17 protein-coding genes are annotated in these 22870 nt (G+C 41.3%); 3 read left to right on the forward strand and 14 right to left on the reverse strand.

The window, feature by feature from the left end; translation table 11 throughout:
• Nucleotides 1-149: 149 nt before the first annotated feature.
• On the forward strand, nt 150-1154 hold the full coding sequence (locus ACQQ5U_RS12455) for a DUF6340 family protein (protein WP_437397972.1): 1005 nt from the start codon (nt 150-152) through the stop codon (nt 1152-1154).
• Nucleotides 1155-1170: 16 nt separating this feature from the next.
• Here ACQQ5U_RS12455 and ACQQ5U_RS12460 read toward each other — a convergent pair whose 3' ends face one another.
• Nucleotides 1171-1935 carry a 3-keto-disaccharide hydrolase gene (locus tag ACQQ5U_RS12460; RefSeq protein WP_437397974.1) on the reverse strand — a complete coding sequence of 255 codons (765 nt, stop codon included), beginning with the start codon at nt 1933-1935 and terminating at the stop codon, nt 1171-1173.
• 148 nt (nt 1936-2083) lie between these two features.
• On the opposite strand from ACQQ5U_RS12460, the gene trxA reads away from it, so the two are divergent.
• Complete coding sequence (gene trxA / locus ACQQ5U_RS12465; protein ID WP_100816133.1) at nt 2084-2383, forward strand: thioredoxin; 300 nt, start codon at nt 2084-2086, stop codon at nt 2381-2383.
• Nucleotides 2384-2397: 14 nt separating this feature from the next.
• Here the strand turns inward: trxA and ACQQ5U_RS12470 are convergent, their stop codons facing one another.
• From ACQQ5U_RS12470 to ACQQ5U_RS12515, 10 genes are all read right to left on the reverse strand, one after another.
• Nucleotides 2398-3258: a universal stress protein gene (locus tag ACQQ5U_RS12470; RefSeq protein ID WP_437397977.1), complete on the reverse strand. Its 861-nt coding sequence runs from the start codon at nt 3256-3258 to the stop codon at nt 2398-2400.
• A 3-nt stretch (nt 3259-3261) separates the two neighbouring features.
• Entirely contained in the window at nt 3262-4107 is an 846-nt protein-coding gene (locus ACQQ5U_RS12475) for a universal stress protein (protein ID WP_437397979.1), read from the reverse strand.
• A gap of 156 nt (nt 4108-4263) precedes the next feature.
• Nucleotides 4264-5883: a sodium:solute symporter gene (locus ACQQ5U_RS12480; RefSeq protein ID WP_437397981.1), complete on the reverse strand. Its 1620-nt coding sequence runs from the start codon at nt 5881-5883 to the stop codon at nt 4264-4266.
• 11 nt (nt 5884-5894) lie between these two features.
• Nucleotides 5895-7079 (reverse strand): aldose epimerase family protein, encoded by a 1185-nt coding sequence (locus ACQQ5U_RS12485; RefSeq protein ID WP_437397983.1) that lies wholly within the window; start codon nt 7077-7079, stop codon nt 5895-5897.
• A gap of 18 nt (nt 7080-7097) precedes the next feature.
• Nucleotides 7098-8603 carry an L-arabinose isomerase gene (araA, locus tag ACQQ5U_RS12490; protein ID WP_437397984.1) on the reverse strand — a complete coding sequence of 502 codons (1506 nt, stop codon included), beginning with the start codon at nt 8601-8603 and terminating at the stop codon, nt 7098-7100.
• A 14-nt stretch (nt 8604-8617) separates the two neighbouring features.
• Nucleotides 8618-9319: an L-ribulose-5-phosphate 4-epimerase gene (locus ACQQ5U_RS12495; RefSeq protein ID WP_437397986.1), complete on the reverse strand. Its 702-nt coding sequence runs from the start codon at nt 9317-9319 to the stop codon at nt 8618-8620.
• A 3-nt stretch (nt 9320-9322) separates the two neighbouring features.
• Nucleotides 9323-10999 (reverse strand): ribulokinase, encoded by a 1677-nt coding sequence (locus ACQQ5U_RS12500; RefSeq protein WP_437397988.1) that lies wholly within the window; start codon nt 10997-10999, stop codon nt 9323-9325.
• Nucleotides 11000-11057: 58 nt separating this feature from the next.
• Nucleotides 11058-12950, reverse strand: a complete 1893-nt coding sequence (locus tag ACQQ5U_RS12505) for an alpha-L-arabinofuranosidase C-terminal domain-containing protein (RefSeq protein WP_437398202.1) — start codon at nt 12948-12950, stop codon at nt 11058-11060.
• A gap of 150 nt (nt 12951-13100) precedes the next feature.
• Nucleotides 13101-15077 carry a glycoside hydrolase family 127 protein gene (locus tag ACQQ5U_RS12510; protein WP_437397990.1) on the reverse strand — a complete coding sequence of 659 codons (1977 nt, stop codon included), beginning with the start codon at nt 15075-15077 and terminating at the stop codon, nt 13101-13103.
• 6 nt (nt 15078-15083) lie between these two features.
• Nucleotides 15084-16625 (reverse strand): alpha-N-arabinofuranosidase, encoded by a 1542-nt coding sequence (locus tag ACQQ5U_RS12515; protein WP_437397992.1) that lies wholly within the window; start codon nt 16623-16625, stop codon nt 15084-15086.
• A gap of 246 nt (nt 16626-16871) precedes the next feature.
• Between ACQQ5U_RS12515 and ACQQ5U_RS12520 the strand changes: the two genes are divergently transcribed.
• Nucleotides 16872-17603: an NUDIX hydrolase gene (locus tag ACQQ5U_RS12520; protein ID WP_437397994.1), complete on the forward strand. Its 732-nt coding sequence runs from the start codon at nt 16872-16874 to the stop codon at nt 17601-17603.
• Between the two features lie 51 nt (nt 17604-17654).
• Here the strand turns inward: ACQQ5U_RS12520 and ACQQ5U_RS12525 are convergent, their stop codons facing one another.
• The 3 genes from ACQQ5U_RS12525 to ACQQ5U_RS12535 form a co-directional block, all read right to left on the reverse strand.
• Nucleotides 17655-19361 (reverse strand): DUF885 family protein, encoded by a 1707-nt coding sequence (locus ACQQ5U_RS12525; RefSeq protein ID WP_437397996.1) that lies wholly within the window; start codon nt 19359-19361, stop codon nt 17655-17657.
• Between the two features lie 70 nt (nt 19362-19431).
• A complete protein-coding gene (locus ACQQ5U_RS12530; protein WP_437397998.1) occupies nt 19432-21792 on the reverse strand; it encodes a beta-L-arabinofuranosidase domain-containing protein in 2361 nt (786 codons plus the stop codon).
• 69 nt (nt 21793-21861) lie between these two features.
• Entirely contained in the window at nt 21862-22869 is a 1008-nt protein-coding gene (locus ACQQ5U_RS12535; protein WP_437397999.1) for a 4-hydroxyproline epimerase, read from the reverse strand.
• Nucleotide 22870: the final 1 nt, after the last annotated feature.

Below are 22870 nucleotides of genomic sequence, written 5' to 3' on the forward strand. Positions count from 1 at the left end.
TCCCAAACGCGCTCACTTTTTTCTTTTTCAAACAATCTAACGCCTTGAAAATAAAACAGATACTACTACGTTGTAAAGTGTGGAAAAACTATCCATATTTTGCAATGGCACGTTTGTTGTATTTAATCATTTCCCAAAACCTTACAATTATGAAAAATTTCAACCTTTTACTGCTTTCCATAATCACCTTTAGTATGGTTTCCTGTGCCAGTTCAGGATATGTTTATCTTGATTACCCCCAAGAACCAGAGATGGTTTTATCCAAGGATATTGATGATATCGCAATAGTAAACCGCTCTTTGACCAAAGAAGAAGATAACTCGAACAGAACACTGGAGTCTATAGCGACTGGAGAAATAATAGGTTCCGACAAACTAGCCTCGGATGAAGCCATCAAAGGGGTTTTTGACGGTTTTCAAAACAGAAGCCCGATTAGGTTGGTGATACCTTCAAAAACACGATTGTACGGTACCGGAACCAGACAAACCCCAGAAGTCCTTAGTTGGGACAAGGTCAATGAAATCTGTGATGAATCAGAAGCTGATGCCCTATTGGTTTTGGAAACCTTTGACTCCAATTCAGACTTTGTGATAAACACTGCCATAGAACAAGTCACCTCGGTTTTACAAACTGGTAAAGCGAGTGGCCAAATTCCAAGTCGTGCCCGTGTGAACATTAAAAGCTATTGGAGACTTTATGATCCAGCCAGCAAAACTATAATCGATCAATTTCAACAAACACATTTAATGGATTTTAATTTGGCAAACGGCGCCATTCCAGTTAATGCATTGCCCGAAACGGCCTATGCCTCAGGGATGGACTATACTAGTAGATTCTTTCCAAGTTTTTACAGGGTTAGAAGAGATATGTACAAAAAAGGGAAAGGAAGAGATAAACGCATTTTTGATGCCGCATGGAGAAGAACGGAGGTAGCCAATTGGAAAGAAGCCATAGAAATTTGGACTGAAATTGCCGATGACCGATCTAGCAAATCTGCTGGCAGGGCAGCGTATAACATAGCCGTTGCCCACGAGGTGCTGGGAAATACCGACCTTGCCCTTAAATGGGCTCAACGCTCCTACGAAGATTATGGTGACAAATTGGGAAGGGACTATGCCAAAGTTCTATTAAGAAGAAAAAGATGGGACCCATAGTCCTATTTTAAATTCCTTACAACTCCCTAATCTTTATGTTTCGGAACCATGTTTCAAAATACCAGTATTGCAATGCTATTTTGCCTTCTGTGGTTTTACCAAACTCAGGATATTTGGAGAAGTGGGTCTCGGCAATCATTTCTTTCCATTCGGGAGAACCTAAATTTTGTTCTGCAGTAAGAACTCCATTTAAGTAGAATTCTATTTTACCGTCCACTTGTTTTATCCGAGTCTTATTCCACTCCCCTTGCTTTACCTCCACCTTGTTTTGTTGTGGCAAGAAAGCATAAAGGCAGCCGGGTCGTTTTTCCGAAACATCGTAATCCATATGATCCGCTCCCAAAATCTGATATTCGGGACCACTTTGCCAAGCCGTAGGCACCTCTGCCAATTCCTGTACATTAATAAAAATCCCACTATTTCCATTTGCGGATATCTTCCATTCCAGCGAAAGTTCGTAGTTGGAAAAGGACTTATCTGAAACCAAATCACCAGCTGTCAAGGATTCATCATTGGTATTACTATGCAGTTCACCATCAACTACCTCCCAAACCGAATTAGCATTTGGATCATTGTACAAGTGCCATCCGTCCATAGTTTCACCATCAAACAACAATTCCCAGCCCTGCTCCTTTTCCACATCCAACAATTGATTATGGGTAGCGTTTTCCACTGCGGCCTTTTTTGTTCGCCAAGTATCGGTTTCCTCTTTTTTCTTCTCATTCTTGCAGGACACCATTACCAATAGCGCGATAATAAATCCAGTGATTTTTGTATGCATGTTAAAAGTAGTTTGTTTAGTTGTGCAGTGGTTAAAGATAGAAAAAGTATTCCATCAAAACCTATCAAAGCTTCTCAAGCTTAAGGTGACATAAGTCACTTTAGAAAAAGACACATTTTTTTAAATTGCAGTATTTAATTTTAGAACGATGAAAGGAAATTTTTCAGCTTTGATCAATAAAGACCAATTAACACTTATCGATTTTTCAGCTGAGTGGTGCGGTCCATGTAAGATGTTGGCTCCTATTTTAAAACAGGTAAAAGACGAAATGGGCGATTCTTTAAAAATTGTAAAGATAGATGTCGATAAGAACCAAAACCTAGCCAACACATATCAGGTTAGAGGTGTGCCCACTATGATATTCTTTAAGAATGGGGAACAACTCTGGAGAAAATCCGGAGTATTACAAAAAGGGGAAATTGTACAATTGGCAAAGTCATTCTTATAAGCTTGCGCAGCTTTTTACATAAATAAGTGAATGACCAAAAATGGCACTTTTGTATTAAAGGTCACTTTTTTGATAACAGGTTCACGTGTCAATCTTTCGAAGAATGAATGGTCTTGATTGATCATTACTACCATATCAATCGTCCTGTCCATGTCTACAACTTTTTGAATGGTCTGGTTAACCGAGGTATCTTTTTCTATCTCCACAAACTCATAGTTTACCGACTTAAGGCGCTTTTCCAATGCAAGCTTGGAGGCCTTTTGCTTCGAAGTAAGCTCGTCCAAAGTTCCTATATGTGTAATCCACAGTTTAGCATTAAAATGTTCGGCTAAGCTCAACACTGGCTTTAATTCGTAGTTTTCAAAAAGGTGTTCATAACCCGTTGCCAGTAATATGGCGTCAATTTTTCCATCTGGACGATAATCATCAGGTACGGCTATGATTGGGCAGAAATCAATATCCTTAATTACATTATAGGTATTGCTTCCTATAAAAACTTCTTTTAATCCAGACGACCCCTTGGTACCCATTATGATGTAATCTATTTCTTCATTATATACCGTTTTTCCTATGGCGTTGACAAGGGTATCGGCAACAGACCTAGCAATAAATTTATGCTCGGGATTCTTATCCAGTTTTTTGATTTTTTCCAAATCCCTTTTTAAATCCCGCTCGGATTGTTCCTTGATTAAATTATATAAGCGGGTATCGTTGGCACCGGCCATTTTGGTTGACAATCCCGAGGCACCGACCTGATAAGAATTCAGGATAAAGAAATCACAGGGTACATCTTTAAAAACGATCAAAGCGTATTCAATGGCATTCCAAGAATTATTGGAAAAATCCGTTGGCAATATGATGCGTTTCTTTTTCATTGTTCACCTATTTAAGTTTTGCATTACCATAAATGGTATTTTGATTTTTAGGCCAAGTAAGTCTACGGTTGATCGATAGAGCATATCCTCAAAAAAGGAGTGTCTAGAGTTCATCATTACGAGCATTCCGGATTCTTTCTTCTCTATCTGCTCCATAATAACCTCTGCCTTGTTTTTAATAGGAGTTGTCTCAAAATATAGATAGGGTTTGGTAAGGGTCTCCTCCAGAAACAATCTGTTATCCTCTTGTCTTGGACTGAGCTCATCAAAATCGGTAATGTACAAACAGTGAACCTTGGATTTAAATTTCCCGGCCAAGTCACCCAAAAGTTTTAGTTCCCTTCGCTTGTAGGGAAGTAAATAATCTGTGGGGAAAAGTATGGATTTGGGTTGTCTATATTCAAAATCTTTAGGTATGGCAAGTACCGGACATTTGACATACTTAAAAATTTCGATGGTATAGCTCCCAAATGTGGTTTTGTGGTTACTGGTCTCCCCTTTGGTTCCCATAACAACCAAGTCAATGTTCATTTCATCAACAAAGTCGTTGACACCATCAACAAGATTATCAAAACTCGCTACCGTCTCAAAATTATGCAATGGGTTTGGTGGCTCTCCAATTACAGCATTGACCAATTCATCCAACTTTTTTTCGGTTTGCTCCTTTTTTTCCTTTTTGAGTTTCTCAATTTCCTCCGATGCTGCTGTTTTAAATTCACCATAAACTTCCTCTCCATAAGCATGCAAGACAAAAAAACAAGCTCGCTCACATTTAAACAATTCTTTAGCATATTGCAGGGCATGCAAGGAATTCTTAGAAAAATCGGTAGGAATCAATATGGTTTTCATGGCCGTCTCGCTTTTCTCAAAGATATATCCCTACAAGCTGGCAAAAAATGATATTGGTCAATCCATCTTTTTAAATAAAAACCTTGAGGTCAGTTTATCCATAAAAAAATGCCCCTTAAAAAGGAGCATTACTTTTATCATATTTTTTTAATCGTATCATTTACCGTTGAACCATATCATCACATAAGCTACAATTGCAACAATGATTACGGAAATCGCAATATCCTTCCAATTGTAACTGCTTTTGTTCTTCTTTCTTTCTTCGTCAGAAATAGTAGCATACGTAAGATTCTTCAGTTTTTCGTCCGAAGGTGGTGCGGTAGCATAGCTCACGACCAATATCAGGATAATACAGAAAAGGAAGAACCATGCCGCAAAGGACAAAAAGTTCATATCGCCCAAAAGGAACCAGAAACTTTCCGAATCTAATGAATCTTTAACCAATTCAAGAATTATTCTTAAAGCGCCAACAATAAATCCAACGACCATGGTCACAAACGCACCTTGTGAATTAATGCGTTTATGGAAAATGCCCAATAGGAACACTGCGGTAATCGGAGGTGCAATATAAGATTGGACACTTTGTAGGTATTCATAAAGTACACCAGAAATATTGGCCATTATAGGAATCCAAACAATACCAATAATTACAACGATCACCGTTGCTATTTGACCTGTTCTTACCAATTTTTTCTCTGGTGTATTGGGCCTCAATTTTTTGTAGATATCTACTGTGAACAAAGTAGAACAAGAATTAAATACAGATGCCAATGAGCTCATCAGGGCTGCCAATAGACCTGCCGCAACCAACCCTCTAAGTCCTGATGGCAATAAATTGCTCATCAAAACAGGGAATGCCTGATCTGGACTATCCCAGTCTAATTCCCCCCTCATTTTTAATGTAAGTGCAATCACACCTGGAATCAAGAATAAAAATACGGGCAACAATTTCAACAAAGCTCCAAAAATGGTACCTCTTCTACCTTCTTTTATATTTTTAGCCGTCAATGCACGCTGAACAATATATTGGTCGGTACACCAATACCAAATACCCGTAATAGTACTGGTAATCAATAGGGGCGGCCACGGAAAGTCCGGATCCGACGCAGATCTCCACATGTTCAGGTACTCTGGGGTTACCGTTTGTTTCATACTTTCCCATCCACCTACATGATCTAGGCCAATAAAGGTCAGGACCGCAGCTCCAATCACCAAAATAATGGCCTGTAAGGTTTCGGTATAAACCACGGCACGCATTCCTCCAAGTACCGTATAAATTCCGGTCAGTACCACGGTTGCAATGGCCCCTGTCCAAAAATCAATGCCCAAGAGTGCGGAAACCACAATACCTCCTGCATAAATGGTCACGGAAATTTTAGTGAGCACATAGGCAACAATGGAGAATACGGAAAGAATCCATCTTGCCCTGGCATCAAAACGTTTTTCCAAGAACTCGGGCATGGTAAAAACTCCCGCCCGTGCATAAAAGGGAAGAAATACCCATCCCAAAATTAAAACTACCCAAGCCTGTATTTCGTAGATCAGCATGGGCAAACGGTCCCCAGCTCCAGCTCCAGCCAGTCCCACAACGTGTTCCGATCCTATATTCGAAGCAAAAATAGACGCTCCGACAACGAACCATCCTACATTTCTACCGGCCAAAAAATAGTCTTCGGTATTGTTCTCTTTCTTCCGAATTACCCATAATGCAATTCCGAAAAGGACCAAAAAGTATAGGGATATTGCTACCCAATCAAAAGTATCCAGTGTCTGCATAGCAGTTAATTTTATTTGGTTGATAATTTATACATGGTCCTCGAAGTATACTTTTCTCCAGGATTTAGCCTTACTGAAGGAAAGTCCGACTGGTTGGGACTATCGGGATAATGTTGGGTTTCCAAACAGAACCCTGAACGTTTTACATAGGTACCTCCTCCTTTTGCGGGCAAGGTGCCATCCAAAAAGTTTCCGCTGTAAAACTGGATGCCCGGCTCATTGGTGTACACCTCCATAAAACGTCCGGTTTTTTTGTGATACGCCGAGGCAACCATCCTTAAATCTTCTTCCCCTTTATTGAGAACCCAGCAGTGATCATATCCTTTACCGAGTTTCAATTGTTCGTTATCCACTTCTATTTCTTTACCAATTAATTTTGGCTCTGTAAAATCGAAAGGTGTTCCAGCGACTGGTCTATATTCTCCAGTTGGTATCAAACCTCCATCGACAGGTAGATAGGTATCGGCATTTAAATAGATCTCGTGATCTAACACTGGCTTGGAAAGTAGCCCTGACAGATTAAAATAACTGTGCTGTGTTAAGTTTACAACGGTAGGCTTATCGGTAACCGCTTCATATTGAATGTCAAGGGCATTATCATTGGTAAGGGTGTAGGTTACTTTTACATCCAATTTTCCAGGGTAACCCTCTTCCCCATCTTCACTGGTGTAGGTCAATACCAAAACAGCGCCTTCTTCGTCGTTTTTCGGTGTGGCTTCCCATACGACTTTATCGAAACCTTTTTCCCCTCCGTGTAGGTGGTTGTCCCCATCGTTGGTTGCCAAGGTATAGGTTTCCCCATCCAAGGAGAATTTCCCTTTTGCAATGCGGTTTCCATATCTTCCAATGAGCGCCCCGAAGTATGGGCTTCCTTCCAGATATTGATTCAGATTGTCAAAACCCAATACAACATCATCATAAAATCCATTTCTATCAGGAGCTGTCCATCGGGTTATGATACCTCCATAGGTAATGACGTCCACTTCTGTTCCTCCCTCATTCTTCAAGGTGAATTTCTTCACTTCTGTGCCATCGGGCATTATACCAAAGCTGGTTTCCTCGATTGGGTTCGGTCTATTCTCTGTCTTTTCCATCTCTATTTCTGACTGGTTTTCTTTTTTGTTTTGCTTACAGCCTATCATAAAGACCAAAAGCAAAACCGGGTACAATATAAAAGGTTTGGCTATTCTCATCATTATAGTTTTGTTGGTTAATTACATCCCATGTTGAAACAGGTGATAATATGCTTCGTTGGCATGGAGTTGATCTTTAAATGCTCTCAGTTTCGTATCCGAATCTATTACCAAAAGTTCTATTCCGAAAATATCGGCGAAATCTTCCATATATTCGGTGGTCAATGCTTGGGTATATACGGTATGGTGTGCTCCTCCCGCATGAATCCAAGCAGTTGCGGCAATATCCAGATTTGGTTTGGGATCCCAAAGTACACGAGCCACCGGTAATTTTGGCAAATCGGCCATTGGTTCCACAGCTTCCACTTCGTTTACGATCAAACGGAACCTGTTGCCCATATCTACCAATGAAGCGTTCAATGCATCCCCTGCCGGGGAATCAAAAACCAACCTAACAGGATCTTCTTTACCGCCAATGCCCAAAGGGTGTACTTCACAAGAAGGTTTTGCACTTGCAATGGACGAACAAATCTCCAACATGTGGGATCCCAGAACATAATCCTTTTCAGGAGTGAAGTGATAGGTATAGTCCTCCATAAACGAAGTTCCACCTTCCAATCCTTCAGCCATTACCTTCATTGTTCTGGTCAATGCGGCGGTTTTCCAATCTCCTTCCCCTCCAAAACCATAGCCATCGGCCATTAAACGTTGAACTGCAAGACCAGGTAATTGTTTTAAGGCACCAAGATTCTCGAAAGTATCAGTAAAGGCCTTGAATCCACCTTCATCCAAAAAGGTCCTTAGTCCCAATTCTATTTTAGCTGAATCTATCAAAGATTGACGTTGGGCTCCATTTTTTTGAAGCGATTCCGACAAATGGTAGCTGGCTTCGTATTCCTCGATTAATTGATTTACAGTTTTTTGGTCCAAACCATCAATAATATTGGTAATGTCGGAAGAATCATATCCGTTTACAGCCACACCAAAACGCATTTGAGCAGCAACCTTGTCGCCTTCGGTAACCGCAACTTCACGCATATTATCACCAATACGGGCTACTTTCATATGCTTCAATTCATCGGCACCCAAAGCTGTTCTTGCCCAAACCGATAGTTTATTTTGAACGCGCTGATCTTTCCAATGACCAACCACAACTTTGCGATTTTTACGCATTCTGGACACCATAAAACCAAACTCACGATCTCCGTGAGCGGATTGGTTCAGGTTCATAAAGTCCATATCAATGTTTTCCCATGGAATTTCAGCATTAAATTGCGTATGTAAATGACATAATGGCTTGCTTAATATCTTAAGCCCTGCTATCCACATTTTTGCAGGAGAAAAAGTATGCATCCACGTTACGACCCCAATACAGGTAGGGGCGTTGCTTGCCTCGAGACAAAGGGCAGTTATTTCATCCGGCTTAGTAACAATAGGTTTAAAAACCAAAGAAACAGGTAGCTTTCCAGCTTCATTCAATCCATCCACAATTCCTTTGGAATTGCTGGCCACTTGTTTTAAAGTCTCTGGTCCATACAAATGTTGACTTCCTGTTACAAACCAGATCTCTTTTTTTGATATTTTCATTTACCGTAATTTATTTATTGACCGTAATAGGCGTTTTTACCGTGTTTACGCTCGTAATGTTTTTTTATTAGTGACTCTTTTAATCTTGATGCTTGTGGATTAATCTGCAAGGTTAGGTAGGCCATTTGGGCCACTGTTTCCAATACTTTGGTATTGTAAACCGACTTTGCAGCATTTTTGCCCCATGCAAATGGACCATGGTTTCCGATCAGAACCATTTCCACCTCATTGTAATCCAAATTTCTTTCCTTAAAGCAATCCAAGATTTGTATTCCCGTATTATGCTCATAGTTTCCTTCGATAAGTTCATCTGCCATTGGCGGGGCACAAGGAATATCTTGAGTTAAATGATCAGCATGTGTTGTTCCAAAAATTGGAATATCCATTTGCGCCTGAGCCCAAGAAACGGAATACATCGCATGGGTGTGGGCCACTCCCCCGATATTTTCCCAGTTTTTATAGAGGTAACTATGTGTTTTGGTATCGGATGACGGCCTTAAGCTGCCCTCGACCACATTATTATCGTAATCCATGATCACAATATCCTCGGGCTTTAGGGTCTCGTAGGGTACCCCGCTGGGCTTTATGGCAAAAACGGCATTATCCCTGTCCACCGCACTTACATTACCAAAGGTGTATATTACCAGTCCCAGGGCATTGAGTTCCATGTTAGCTTCGTAACATTCTTCTTTGAGCGATTTATATTTTGAGCTCATGGCTTATTTATTTTTGTTGGTTTGTTCTTCCACAAAGCCACCAAGTTGCTTGTATTCTTCCAGTAATTTGGCATATACTTCAACTTGGGAAGATTGTGGGAAATATTCTGCTTCAAAGCCACTTCCCATAACTTTACTGGCCTCAATCACATTTTCGTGAATTCCTGATGCCACGGCAGCATAAATTGCTGCACCTAAAGCTGGTGCTTGGTCCGATTCTGCAACTTTAATGGGCATGTTCAGTACATTGGCCAAGGTCTGCATAATGAAAGGTGACTTTCTGGCCACTCCTCCGATACCGATTACAGTTTCAATTTTTACACCTTCTTCCTCAAAACGATCTACGATCATTTTGGCTCCGAAGCAAATCGCGTTAACCAAGGATTTAAAAATATGAGGTGCCTTGGTCCCCAAGGATATTCCTGTGATGGCACTCTTTAATTCTTGATTTGCATCGGGAGTTCTACGTCCATTCACCCAATCCAAAGCGACTGGTACGGATTCGGCTAGGGGTATATTTTCGGCTTGTTCTGTCAAAGAGCGAATAAACTTGGATTCGACCTCAGCTTTAAGCTCGACTTTTTGTTCCTCGGATAGGACATTGGAGTTTAAAACAAGGTTGTCCATTGGCCATTGCAATACACTTTTAAACCATGCGAGTACATCACCAAAAGCCGATTGTCCGGCTTCCAATCCAACCATGCCCGGAATTACGGAACCATCAACCTGTCCGCAAATTCCCTTAACGGTTTTATCTCCTACCGCTTCGTTTGATGATACCATGATGTCGCAAGTGGAGGTTCCCATTACCCTTACCAAGGCATGATGGTCCACTTTCGCGCCAACAGCACCTGCATGGGCATCAAAAGTTCCTACAGCAATCACCGTGTCTGTTGTTAACCCCAACTTGTCTGCCCATTCTTCATTTAAATAGCCTGCAATTTCGTTGGAGGTAAAGGTTTCTTCATACAGGTTCTCACGAAGTGAAGCTAAATACGGATCTAATTTTGATAAAAACGCTGCATCGGGAAGTCCACCCCAGCTTTCGTGCCACATGGCTTTATGCCCTGCTGCACATCTACTTCTTTTAAATGTTTTTAAATCCTTTTCATCTGCCAAGAGATAGGTAATGAAATCGCAATGCTCCATCCAGGTGTAGGTGGCATCGATTACGGTTTTATCTTCTCTGGCCACATGAAGTATTTTGGCCCAAAACCATTCGGAAGAATAAATTCCACCCTCAAACTTGGTATAATCCTCGCCGCCCCAACTTCTGGCCAATTCATTGATTTCATTGGCTTCTTTCACCGCAGTATGGTCTTTCCAAAGCACCATCATAGCATTCGGGTTTACCTCAAAACCTTCCACACAGGCCAATGCAATACCATCTTTGGTCACTGGCATTGGGGAAGAACCCGTGGTATCTATACAAATCCCCTTTACGGTTTCTGGGGATACCCCACTCTGTTTCATTACGGAAGTTACGGTATGCTGCAATCCCTCAATATGATCTAAGGGATGCTGACGAAACTGGTTGATTGTTGGCTTACAATATTTTTGTGCTTTCCATCTGGGGTACCAGAATACCTCTGATGCCAATTCTGCTCCGTTTTGGGCATCAATCATTACCGCTCTTACCGAGTCGGAACCATAGTCGAGACCAATTACATACTTTTTCATTCCTTCTTTGCTGACTTCTATTTACTATCCAAATCTTAGACCTCTTCTTTAGTCCACTTTATCCTTTAATTTTATAAATACTGAATGCTTGAGCTGGAATCTCAACTTCCAATCGACCTTCATTAATTGTTGCTGAACCTTCTTTTGGGCTGATTTTCATGGGCTGCTCAAAGGAGTTTTCAGCTTCCAGATTATCCATAGCCATCGTCAGTACCCCAACATTGCCTTGTTGTGAATTGCTTCCTTCCGTGGAAATGGAAAGTTTTTGGGCAATTTCCAATGTATTGACCACCTTAATAATCAATTCATTGGTGTTTACGTCTTTTACTGCACTAGCATAAAGACCGTCTTTTCCAATAATTTTTTCTCCATCCTCGGTAATTTTCAACAGGTCGGTACCAGAATTGGTGGCATACATTTTTTGTACTTGGTAATTGGGTGTTCCGAACGATTCCAAGTTATTGAACCATATCATATCGGGCGTCCATTGCCAACCCTCTGCATGTGCCATTAAGGGCGCATAAGATGATAGGTACACCACATCGGCGTTTCTTTCCAATCCGGTCATAAAGGCTGCTTCGGAGAGTGCTGCATTCCAATTGTTCTTGTTTTTTGGACTTGCTATGGCCATGGTTTGAGCAGCATACTCCCCTGCAAAGACCTTGGGGCCATTTCTATCGTAGCTGTCGTAACGGTCTGCATGTTCCCGGAACCATACTGGTGGTTTATAGTAGTGCTCATCCACAATTTCTGCATTCATTTGTTTTAATTGTTCCCAACCGTATTCAAAATAATCTCCTTCCGGAAATGGCCCACTTCCCGATACGATAATGATTTCTGGATATTTTGCTTTAATGGCCTTTTCGAAGACCTTATATCTTTCTATGTAAGCAGGTCCCCATTGCTCGTTTCCTATTCCAATGTATTTCATATTAAAGGACTCTGGATGTCCCATGGCTGCACGAACCTGCCCCCAAGCAGTGCTGGTATCGCCATTGGCAAATTCAATTAAATCCAAGGCATCTTGCACATATGGGTCCAATTCATCCATTGGAACCAATTCTCCTGTGTTAAATTGGCAAGCAATTCCACATCCCAAAATTGGAAGGGGCTCTGCGCCCATATCTTCGGAAAGCTGGAAATATTCGAAAAAACCAATTCCAAAACTTTGGTAGTAATCGGGCGTTGGCCGGTGGGCAAATTCGGTATTCCATCGATTTATCAAACTTTCCCTATTTTCAATATCACCAACAGTTTTTTTCCATTGGTACCTTCCAGCCAAGGTTCTCCCCTCCACAATACATCCTCCTGGAAAACGAAGAAATCCTGGGTTCATATCGTCGAGTAACTGTACCAAATCCTTTCGAAGTCCTTTTTTTCTCCCTTTCCAGGTATCCTGCGGGAAGAGGGAAATCATATCCAAGCCAATCTCCCCTTCACCCTCGAAAGTTATTTTGACCTTTGCTTTCATTTCCGTTTTGGTCACGCCAAAGCTGGATTCGTAGGTCTTCCATGAATCGCTATCAGGTGTAATTGAAGTTGCTCCCAAAACATTGTCCAAGGAATCAATCACCTGAAGTTTAATCTTTTGGATATCACCAGAGCGTTTAGCGGCTTTCACTGAGAAATCGTATTGCGCCCCTTCTTTCACTCCCATTCCACGGAATCCCTCATTGATGAGAACATAGCCTTCGTCATTATTTACTTCGACACGGGCAAAGTTGTGATTGGCCCCTTCTTCGGAATATTTGATAATGGACAGAATCCCAGATTCCTTGTTATAAGAGTGTCTGTCACTATTGGGTTCCAGCCAACCCGTTTTGGGCAAAGTGAACTCAAAAGAACGGTTCTTGATCATTTCGGCATACAAGCCACCGTCTGCGGCAAAGTTAATGTCCTCAAAAAAGATTCCGTACATGGTAGGTTGAATCTTTATACCCGTATCCTCCATGTTAACCACCAGTTCCCTTTCGGTTCCGGATATAGTATTCTCTGTTTTGGCTTCTTCTTGATTTCTACAGCTAGAAAAACCAAAAATCAATACCAGAGCTAAAATGAATGCCCTAATTGCTTTTTTTATGTTGTTCGGTTTGTGCATTTTTTATTTTTTCGCCATTGACAACCATACCTTCATTTTACCAATACCTCTATTGGACCACGCGTAATAAGGAATTGCGGTTAATTTTTCGTTGGATATGGTATTGACGCCTCCCAAGAGTTCGGGTTGCATCTCAACCTTAAAACTGTCCTTGGGTTTCACATCGATTTCATCAAAAGCATCTTTATTGTCGATTTCCTCCACGGCATAAACTATGGGGCCGTATTCGAGGGACATTTTGCCTTTATCTTCTTCTACCTTTGGATTGGCAATCACTTTTCTTACGGACATTGGGAATTCAAGTGATACCTCATCCCCCGCTTTCCAAGTTCTGGCCACCTTGAAGTAGCCATTATCGGCAATCACATCAAGTCTTTCGCCGTTTAAAATTAGCTTATTGCTCGCTTCATCTTTAGATGAATACTGGTACAAATCACCAGGAAGGACCTGGTTTCTGGCCCATCCAGGAACTCTAAATTTGATAGTAAACTCGCCTTCTTTTTCGGGTGCTACGGTAAATTTCACTTTCCCATTCCATGGATAGGCGGTTTCTTGGGACACCAACACATCTTGATCTTTCAATTCCACCTTAGCCTCATTACTGGCATACAGGTTTACATACAGTGTATTTCCTTCTTTGGAATAAATCAATCCGGGCATTGCTGGAATAAAGCGGATCACATTGGTTGGGCAACAAGAGCAATCGAACCAATCTTTTCTGGTACATGCCCCTTGATTGAACTTGTATACACCGTCTGATTCCAAAGCATTTGGATAAAAGAATTGTTTTCCATCCAGCGACAATCCAGAAATCAACCCGTTGTACAAGGTGCGTTCTATGACATCAAAATATTTTACATCACCCGTGAGGTTGTGCAACCTGTGGTTCCAATACACATCCCCAATAGACGCACAAGTTTCGTTATATGCCGTTAAGTTGGGAAGCTCATAATTATTACCAAAGGCTTCACCATCACGACTTGCACCAATACCTCCCGTAACGTATATTTTTTTGCTTACCATATTCTCCCAAAGAGCATTTACCGCTTTTAAATAAGCAGTGTCTTGTTGAATGGCGGCAATGTCCGTCATGGCCGCATACATATAAACCGCCCGTACTGCGTGCCCCACTACTTCGTCCTGCTCCACTACCGGAAGGTGGTCTTGGGAATAGGGTCCGAACAGCTCGTGATTTTCAGGATTTCCCCTATTGTCCAAAAAGTACCTGGATAGTTTTAGATAATCTTCTTTACCCGTTATTTGATATAGTTTGATTAGGCCTGTCTCTATTATTTGATGTCCTGGCACCGCACCAATCTTATTTTCCCCTTCGCCAAAAGTTTCAACCATTAAATCGGCATTCTTGATAGCAATATCCAGAAAGTTTCTTTTTCCTGTGGCTTTGTAATGCACCGCTGCAGCTTCATAAAGGTGACCGGCATTATACAATTCGTGGCTCATAAAAAGTCCATCCCACCTTACTCCTTCTTTTACTTCTACCCAAGGTGCTGGTGGTTTTGCAGGGTTTATGGTTCTCCATGTGGTCAAATATCCATCTGCTTCTTGCCCTACCTTGATGATTGCTACTAAAGAGTCTACCAAGGTCTCCAATTTTGGGTTAGGAGCACTGATCAAGGAATTGGAGGCTCCTTCAATAATTTTGTAGACATCAGTATCATCAAAAGGCATGGCGCCTTTTACCTCACCCTCCATCTCGCCCCCGGCAATCAAGAAATTGTCGAATCTACCTTCTTCCTCACATTTTGCAAGTGCATATTCGATAGTTTTTTCTTGAACCCGTTGTATGATCGGTAACCAAAACTCATCTTTGAGCTTTACGTTCCGGATGTTTACGGACTCTATGGGATAATCAAGTGCCTCAGCTACCATACTTGGATCGGCCTCTTTATTTTTGGACTGTTCCTTACACGATATGGTCAACATCAATAGACCTCCAAGTGTCAATAAGACTTTTTTCATTTTCTCCTAACTTCCTTGTAAAACTATAAGTGAATGCGCAGGGATGGTAAGTGAAATTTTCCCTTTTTTCAATTTGGCTCCTTTGAATTCCTTTGGTGTTACCTTTTCTGGATTGTCGAAGGAATTATGGTCTTGTAGCTTATCCGATGTCAAAATACTCCCCTGAACATTTTTGATGTTCAATGTGGATACGTCCACCTCCACCTCAATATCCTTTTCTGGATCAATGTTTACTACAGAGATATGAACCTTTTCTTTTTTATCCTTAGATGCTGACACAGATAAAACCGGAAGCCCCCTGAACGCTACATTTTCTTCAATCGTGGACGGCAACAATTTTGCATCATGGTGTACTTTGTACATGTGCATGACATGATAAGTAGGCGTTTTGATCATTTTTTCCTCATCGGTAAGTATCACTGCCTGTAACACATTGACCATTTGTGCCAAATTTGCCATTTTCACCCTTTTTGCATGATTGTTAAAGGTATTGAGCACGGTCCCGGCAATCATTACATCTCTAATCGTATTCTGTTGGAAAAGCACTCCATTCTTTACCTCCGGTTCGGCATCGTACCACCCTCCCCATTCGTCAACAAAAAGATCCACATTGCCCTCAGGGTCGTACTTATCCATAATTTCGATATGCTTGGTCACATACTCCTCCATGTTCAGCGCCTGTTCCATTGATTTAAAATAGATCTCTTCATCAAAGTTGACAGACGGGCCTTTATCGTTCCAATCAAACACAGCGTAATCATGCAGAGCCACGGCCTCCATTAATTCGTGAGGCACATTTTTCATCAAGGTTTCGGTCCAATGGTAATCGTCTTCCGATGCCCCTGATGCAATCCTGTACACTTTGGTCTCACCGGACCAACCCGGCATAAAGGTGGCATATTGACGATAGATGTCCGCATAGTACTCTGCGGTCATGTTTCCGCCACAGCCCCAAGTTTCATTGCCAACGCCCCAATACTTTACCTTCCAGGGTTCTTCCCTTCCATTTTCACGGCGCCAATCGGCCATGGGACTGATTCCATCATGATTGGTATACTGTACCCAGTCGATTAACTCCTGCACGGTACCGCTGCCCACGTTTGCTGACAGATAAGGCTCCGCACCCAGCACTTCACAAAGATTTAAAAAATTATGGGTCCCAAAACTATTATCCTCTGTGGTACCGCCCCACCAGCGATTTACAATGGTAGGCCGGTCTTCTTTGGGGCCTACACCATCTTTCCAATGATAGGTATCCGCAAAACAGCCTCCCGGCCATCTTAAATTGGGTATATCAAGCTCCTTTAAGGCTGCTATGATATCATTTCGAACCCCTTCGGTATTGGGAATGATCTTGTTTTCTTCCCCCACATATAGTCCTTCATAAATACAACGCCCTAGATGCTCTGCAAAATGTCCATAAATATGTTTGCTGACTACAGGTGCGTCAGCATCTGCCGTTACAGTTACCTGAATCGTTTCTTGCGCCAAAATTGTGACCGAACACAATAGGGCCAATACAAACGATGAATAGTTGATGTTTTTCATGTGCATTTGGTTAAAAAAGACCACGATTCTGATCGTGGTCTTCAAAAATTACTAAACTTGAATTAACCCTAGTAAGATATTGATTACGCTACGTAAAATCTTAAAAGTGTTTTTTATACATTTATAAAATAACGAAAGTTTTTCCGTTAAAGCAAAAAAAAGTCATCATCCATTGAACATTATCCGATATGGATACTATTGGGAATTGTTTTTACCTTTGTTCCAAACCATTATACCCCTACCAACATGGAGGAAGACATAAGTGTATCGGAAGATCTTAATATGCATCTCAATTTTTATCAGAAAGAAGATCAGGTACTACTGGCGGTCGACTGTATCATCTTTGGATTCGATAAAAAAAACCTCAAGATATTATTGGTCAAAAGAAATTTTGAGCCTGAAAAAGGAAAGTGGTCATTGATAGGGGGGTTCCTTAAAAAGAACGAAGATCTTGATGAAGCGGCCGTAAGGGTTTTGGAGACATTGACCGGGCTAAACGACATTTACCTCGAACAAATACATACTTACAGTAAAATTGACAGAGATCCGGGACAACGTACCATTTCCGTTGCCTATTATGCCCTGATCAATGTGGATAGCCACCGTTTTGATGGGATACAAATAGACTCTGCTCACTGGTTTGACATAAAAAAAGCCCCAGACTTGATTTTTGACCATAATGAAATGGTACAAAAGGCAAAGGCCCGATTAAAAAGAAGAGCGCTGACCAAACCAATTGGTTTTGAACTTCTTCCGGATAAGTTTACCATGCGACAGCTTCAAAATTTATATGAATCCATTTTAGACAAAAAACTGGACAAACGGAATTTCATCAATAAAATAAATTCACTGGATATTCTGGTAAAACTTGATGAAAAAGATATGAGCGTTTCTCGCAAAGGAGCCTATCTCTATATTTTTGACAAGGATAAGTACGAGAAAAAAGTTGAGGAAGACGGGTTTATCTTTAAACTATAAACCCGCCGTTCAATTTCCTCTACTTTGGTTTAGGTTTTGGGGGAAACTACTTTAATTAAACTCTGTGGAAAACTTCCACTTGGTCTTATAGTTTTTGTTTAAAGGAAGGTCTTGTAACAGGGCACGCAACATTTCAATGGGCATTCGTCCCTCATGCATCACTCTGTTGTGGAACTGTTTTTCTGTCCATCCCTTGTCTAACATCTCATGCCTAAGTGCGTAAAACTGTAGGCCACCCATCATATAGGCCAATTGGTACAGGGGTGGGTAATTCGTAGTAAAAGACCTCCTCACTTCGGCTTCGGCATTTGCATACTCATGCCCTACTTCATCAACCAATAAATCGATACATTCTTGTGGTGTCATTTCGCCCAAATGAAACTTTAATGAGAAAATAATTCGGGCGCATCGATGTATTCTCCAAAACAACATTCCTAATTTTTGCTCCGGGGTTTGAGGAAACTCCTTGTTCCAAAGAATAATTTCCCAATAAAGTGACCAACCCTCTGTCCAAAAAGGAGTATAAAAAGCATTTCTATAAGGTTTGTGCCTGCTAGTCATAAAATATTGCAAATTGTGACCTGGTAAAAGCTCGTGATGAACAGTCGCCCTAGAGAAATTAGGATTATTTCCGCGCATACTCATCATTTTATCATCGTGGTCCATTTCTTGGGTAGGATAAGATATAATGATGTCCCTACCTCCCAAAAAGAAAGGACTGACCTTTTGGCGCTCGGCGCTCATCATTTCCATGCCCCAAGTTTCCTTGGCCAGCTCGGGAAGGGTAATCAAATCACGTTCCTCAATAAAATCGACCGATTGGGTGTAAAGATCCATAATGGCCTCCGGCTGCTCACCTGCAGGCACATAAGTATTCTTTACATGTTCCAGTGCAGCTTTCCAATCATCACCATAACCCAACTCACGAGAAGCTTTGATCATTTCACTTTTGCACCATGCAAATTGCTCTTCAGCTACTTTGATAAGGTCCTCAGGGGTATATGGAATAAATTCCATGGCCAAACTTTCCAATAAAGCTTCCTTACCTATGGGTTTCCCAATAATACCACTACCGTCGTCCTTAATGCTATTTTGTGAATAATTCTCCTTTAAAAACCCGGCATATTCGGTCATCTTTTTGTCAAAAGCCTTGTACGGTTGCTCTACCCACCAAGTAAATCCAGGGTCATAACCATAGTAAAACTCATATGCGTTTTTTAATCCCTTTTGAAATGAAAGTACAATGGATGAAGCTTTATCGGCCATTTGCCAATCCTTAAATGGCTTTTCCTTTCGTATTGCCATTTGCTCATCTAGAAGTTTAGAAGCATTCTGCATCTTTTGGGCCAACATTTTAGCATCAGGTTTTTTACCTCTTCTCCTTTGCTGGATAAACGGCAACATTGTTTTTGTAAAATTTGCAACATCCGAAACCTCCTTAAACTCTTCAAAATCCTGATTTAAAAAGTAATCTCCCTTTGCAACTGAATTATTTAGTAGGATATAATCCACTTTCTCTTGCTGGGAAAGAGAATTGAAATCCATAGCCTTAAGTCTATCCATCCAACTATTATAGAATTTGGAAAAGCGTTGATAGTATTCTTCCGACTCCTCCATAATGTAAATATGTCGCAGCCCCCGATTATCGGCTCTAAATTCATCTATTACATCGGCCATTTTGCTGTTCTGCGCAGTAGCCATGGCACCTACTAAGATTATTATAATAATCCCTATTCTTTTCAACGCTATTTTGCTCATATTTAGTTGTTTTTGAAACTACCTAAAGGCAGTGAATGGTTTTGTGTTTTCTAGTTTGATAGTTATCATTTTACTCAAGACTTACATCCAGGTACACTGAATGACGACCATAGATTTCATAGAACGGCTTAAACAGCACACCATCAATAGTAAATTGTAATTTTTCGGGGTCTCCCTGGATGGATTTCCCAATATCCTCAACATCCAAGATTACTTTACGCCAATCGTTTCGTGGCTCAGATTCCTGGGCCGCTAACAATATGGGGCCATAAAAAAGACTCGCAATATTTTGTTGGTCCATTACTGGATTCAAATGGAATTCAAAAGGCATTTCAATGTCAATGACATCACCATCTTTCCATTTACGGTTTAGGGTAAGGTAGGTGCCTGGTATGGCATTAACTTTTTCCTCCTTGCCGTTTATTTTAATAAAACAACCTTTGGTTGCCCATTGGGGCACTCGAATATGCAAATCAAATTTTCCCTTGCCCTGTATAGTCAATTGGGTGTTATCTACTTTAGGAAAAGCTGTGTTTTGTTTAACGATTATACTTTTCTCAGTCCACTTCAATGTCGAGGGAACAAAAAGATTTACATAGAGTGCACTATTATCTTGACTTTTAAAATATATTGAGTTTTGAAGTTTGGTACTACTCTCCATAGCAGTACCATTGCAACAGGTAAAACCACTCATATCCGCGTTTTCAAATTGTTTAACAGCACCTGGTCTCAATGGCACATGATAGGTATTGGCAGGACTCTCCTCGGCCACCGATGCCAGAATATGGTTATACAAGCCACGCTCGTAATAATCCATCAATTCGGTGCGTTGATCAAAAAGAAACAAGTTTTTGGTGAGTTTTAGCATGTTGTATGTGGCGCAGGTCTCATTTTGTCCTCCTGATGAAAATCCATTTTTGTACAAGGTGGCGGGTTGACCAATAAAACATTCTGCATTTGTGGGACTTCTTGCCCCTGCTACACCACCAATGCTGTATGCATAATCATTTTTTGCTTTGTACCAGAAATTATTGGCCACTTGGTAATATTCTGGCAATTTCGAATCACGATATATTTCAAGTGCACCCATAACTTGAGGAATATGCTGATTGGCATGCAACCCTCGAAAAGTATCTACATTCTTGGCCAATCCATGGGAATGTTCGGCATCACCAAAAAACATTTTGATGTTATCGAACAATTGCGCCACTTTAAGGTATCTTGGTTCGTTTGTAATTCTGTCCAAACGGGCCATGGCTTCATTCATACCACCAAATTCTCCTGCGATATAGGTATTCCACATACTGATCAGTGTATCTGTGGGCAATTGGCTCAATCTAGCATACACCCAGTCCCCCATGCCTTTGGCAATATTAAGGGCTTTTTCATTACCACTAACCTCATAAACATCCATTAAACCGGCCAAAATCTTGTGCAAAGTATAATAAGGAGCCCATATCTGAGTTGGTTGCGTACCATAGGTTGCTCCTTTTTCCAACATAATAAACTGGTCTGGGGGGTAGGCACTTATAAAACCTTCGCCCCAGTTCCAATAATCGGTACGGATACCGTTCTCGCTCAAATCGGAATCATAGGTTGATTTGCCCGGACCAAGAGGAACTGCTGCCGGGTCAGCTTCATACTCACCGCCGGTGTTTGCCGGACGTCCAGACATTTGTGAAAGCCCATACAGTACTTCAACCATATAATCCATTTTATCGGCAAAGTTGGTCTGCAGCTCTTTATCATAACCCGTACCGGCATACGCTTGGGCTATCGCGGTAAGGTAATGCCCTGTTGCATGCCCCCGTAGCTTGGTTTCTTGACTGTCCCACACACCCAATGGTTTTGCTCCCTCGGGCTGTTCCTGTCCGAAGGCATTTCGGAACATATACAGAAATGAATCGGGGTTTGTTTGAGCCAATGTGTTTATGAATTTATCACGATTTTCCATAAACTTTGTTGGCTGGCCATCGGTATCCGCCTCCAACACTACTTGATTCAGCTCGAAGACTTCCAATTTCCGATCGGGCGTACTTAACTCCTTGTTTGCTTTAACCATCACTTTGGCCTTCGGTTGCAAATCGGTACCGACCACCTTGCCGGTAACCACATAAGTACCTGCTTGCAAAACTTCGTTATTGTCCTTTGGGGCCGGCCACAACACCCTAACTTTGGGGCCTTTCACCCCATTGCTATACTTTCCTTCTACATAGCGTGGCAATCGTGGTAAAGACCCCAATGCAGTTTCGACTTCAATATCGGCAACATTGATCAGGTACTTGTTGTACAGCTGAGGAATATGAGGGTCAAATATGGGAAGATTCTCTTCTGTTTTTTCCTTTTTTACTACCTCTTCCTCCCCGCTTTGTGCCTGAACCAAGTTTGTGGAGCAAAGGAGTAAAAATAGTGCCGCAATGATTACTTTCATTGGTTTCATACTAATTATCTCAAGAGTACAGCATCAATTATAATCCCATACTTAATTTTTTGTTGATTGCTACAACACCTGAAAACCGTGGGCATAGGGATCATCATCATCAATTATTATATTGTTATAGCCAGTCACCTGCGCCCAACCTTGAATACTGGGGACAATGGCTTGTTTTCCATCCAATGTGGTCTCTGCCTCCACTTTACCTACGAACTTGCTACCGATAATACTTTCGTGTACATAAGGTTCGTTTGTCTTTAATCTTCCTTTTGCGTACAATTGGGCCATCCGCGCAGAGGTACCCGTACCGCAGGGGGAACGGTCTATGGCCTTCTTCCCATAAAAAACGGCATTTCTCCCGGACGAAGAACCATCCAGAGGTTCACCTGTCCACATCATATGGCTTACATCTCTTATGGTCGGGTTTTCGGGATGGATGAACATTTCTGGATATTTATCATTGATCAATTTTCGAACCACTTGTGAATATTGAATAATTTGACTCGCTGAATAATCTTGAAGTCCAGTAAAATTCTTTTGGGGGTCTACAATGGCATAATAATTTCCACCATAGGCCACATCAAAAGTAATTTCTCCCAATTCCGGACATTCCACCGATAAGTTTTCTGCCGCCAAATAAGATTTCACATTGATAAGTTTTACCCATTCTACCTTTTTACCGGTTAATTGGTATTCAATTTCAACTAGTCCTGCTGGAGCTTCCATTCTAATCTTTCCTGGGGTTTTCGGTACAATAAGTCCTTCTTCAATGGCCACTGTGATAGTACCTATGGTTCCATGACCACACATGGGCAAACAACCTGAGGTCTCAATAAAAAGAATGGCAAAATCATTTTCTGGATCATGTGGTGCCAGTAAAATGCTTCCACTCATCATATCATGACCGCGAGGCTCGAACATCAATCCACGTCTGATCCAATCATATTCTTTTAAAAAGTGCTGACGTTTTTCGCTCATGTTCTCACCAACCAAGTTGGGACCTCCTCCCGCTACCACCCTAACAGGATTTCCGCAGGTATGTGCATCTACACAAAAAAAAGTTTTTCTGGCCACT

Source organism: Flagellimonas lutimaris (genome assembly GCF_051494225.1).
GTDB lineage: Bacteria > Bacteroidota > Bacteroidia > Flavobacteriales > Flavobacteriaceae > Flagellimonas > Flagellimonas lutimaris_A.

Excerpts from the sequence above, each read along its gene's own strand:
- ACQQ5U_RS12480 (WP_437397981.1), bottom strand. The coding sequence starts at position 5,883 with ATGCAGACACTGGATACTTTTGATTGGGTAGCAATATCCCTATACTTT.
- ACQQ5U_RS12525 (WP_437397996.1), bottom strand. The coding sequence starts at position 19,361 with ATGAGCAAAATAGCGTTGAAAAGAATAGGGATTATTATAATAATCTTA.
- trxA (WP_100816133.1), top strand. The coding sequence starts at position 2,084 with ATGAAAGGAAATTTTTCAGCTTTGATCAATAAAGACCAATTAACACTT.
- ACQQ5U_RS12505 (WP_437398202.1), bottom strand. The coding sequence starts at position 12,950 with ATGGAGGATACGGGTATAAAGATTCAACCTACCATGTACGGAATCTTT.
- ACQQ5U_RS12515 (WP_437397992.1), bottom strand. The coding sequence starts at position 16,625 with ATGAAAAACATCAACTATTCATCGTTTGTATTGGCCCTATTGTGTTCG.
- ACQQ5U_RS12455 (WP_437397972.1), top strand. The coding sequence starts at position 150 with ATGAAAAATTTCAACCTTTTACTGCTTTCCATAATCACCTTTAGTATG.
- araA (WP_437397984.1), bottom strand. The coding sequence starts at position 8,603 with ATGAAAATATCAAAAAAAGAGATCTGGTTTGTAACAGGAAGTCAACAT.
- ACQQ5U_RS12510 (WP_437397990.1), bottom strand. The coding sequence starts at position 15,077 with ATGAAAAAAGTCTTATTGACACTTGGAGGTCTATTGATGTTGACCATA.
- ACQQ5U_RS12500 (WP_437397988.1), bottom strand. The coding sequence starts at position 10,999 with ATGAAAAAGTATGTAATTGGTCTCGACTATGGTTCCGACTCGGTAAGA.
- ACQQ5U_RS12520 (WP_437397994.1), top strand. The coding sequence starts at position 16,872 with ATGGAGGAAGACATAAGTGTATCGGAAGATCTTAATATGCATCTCAAT.
- ACQQ5U_RS12475 (WP_437397979.1), bottom strand. The coding sequence starts at position 4,107 with ATGAAAACCATATTGATTCCTACCGATTTTTCTAAGAATTCCTTGCAT.
- ACQQ5U_RS12530 (WP_437397998.1), bottom strand. The coding sequence starts at position 21,792 with ATGAAAGTAATCATTGCGGCACTATTTTTACTCCTTTGCTCCACAAAC.
- ACQQ5U_RS12485 (WP_437397983.1), bottom strand. The coding sequence starts at position 7,079 with ATGATGAGAATAGCCAAACCTTTTATATTGTACCCGGTTTTGCTTTTG.
- ACQQ5U_RS12495 (WP_437397986.1), bottom strand. The coding sequence starts at position 9,319 with ATGAGCTCAAAATATAAATCGCTCAAAGAAGAATGTTACGAAGCTAAC.
- ACQQ5U_RS12470 (WP_437397977.1), bottom strand. The coding sequence starts at position 3,258 with ATGAAAAAGAAACGCATCATATTGCCAACGGATTTTTCCAATAATTCT.
- ACQQ5U_RS12460 (WP_437397974.1), bottom strand. The coding sequence starts at position 1,935 with ATGCATACAAAAATCACTGGATTTATTATCGCGCTATTGGTAATGGTG.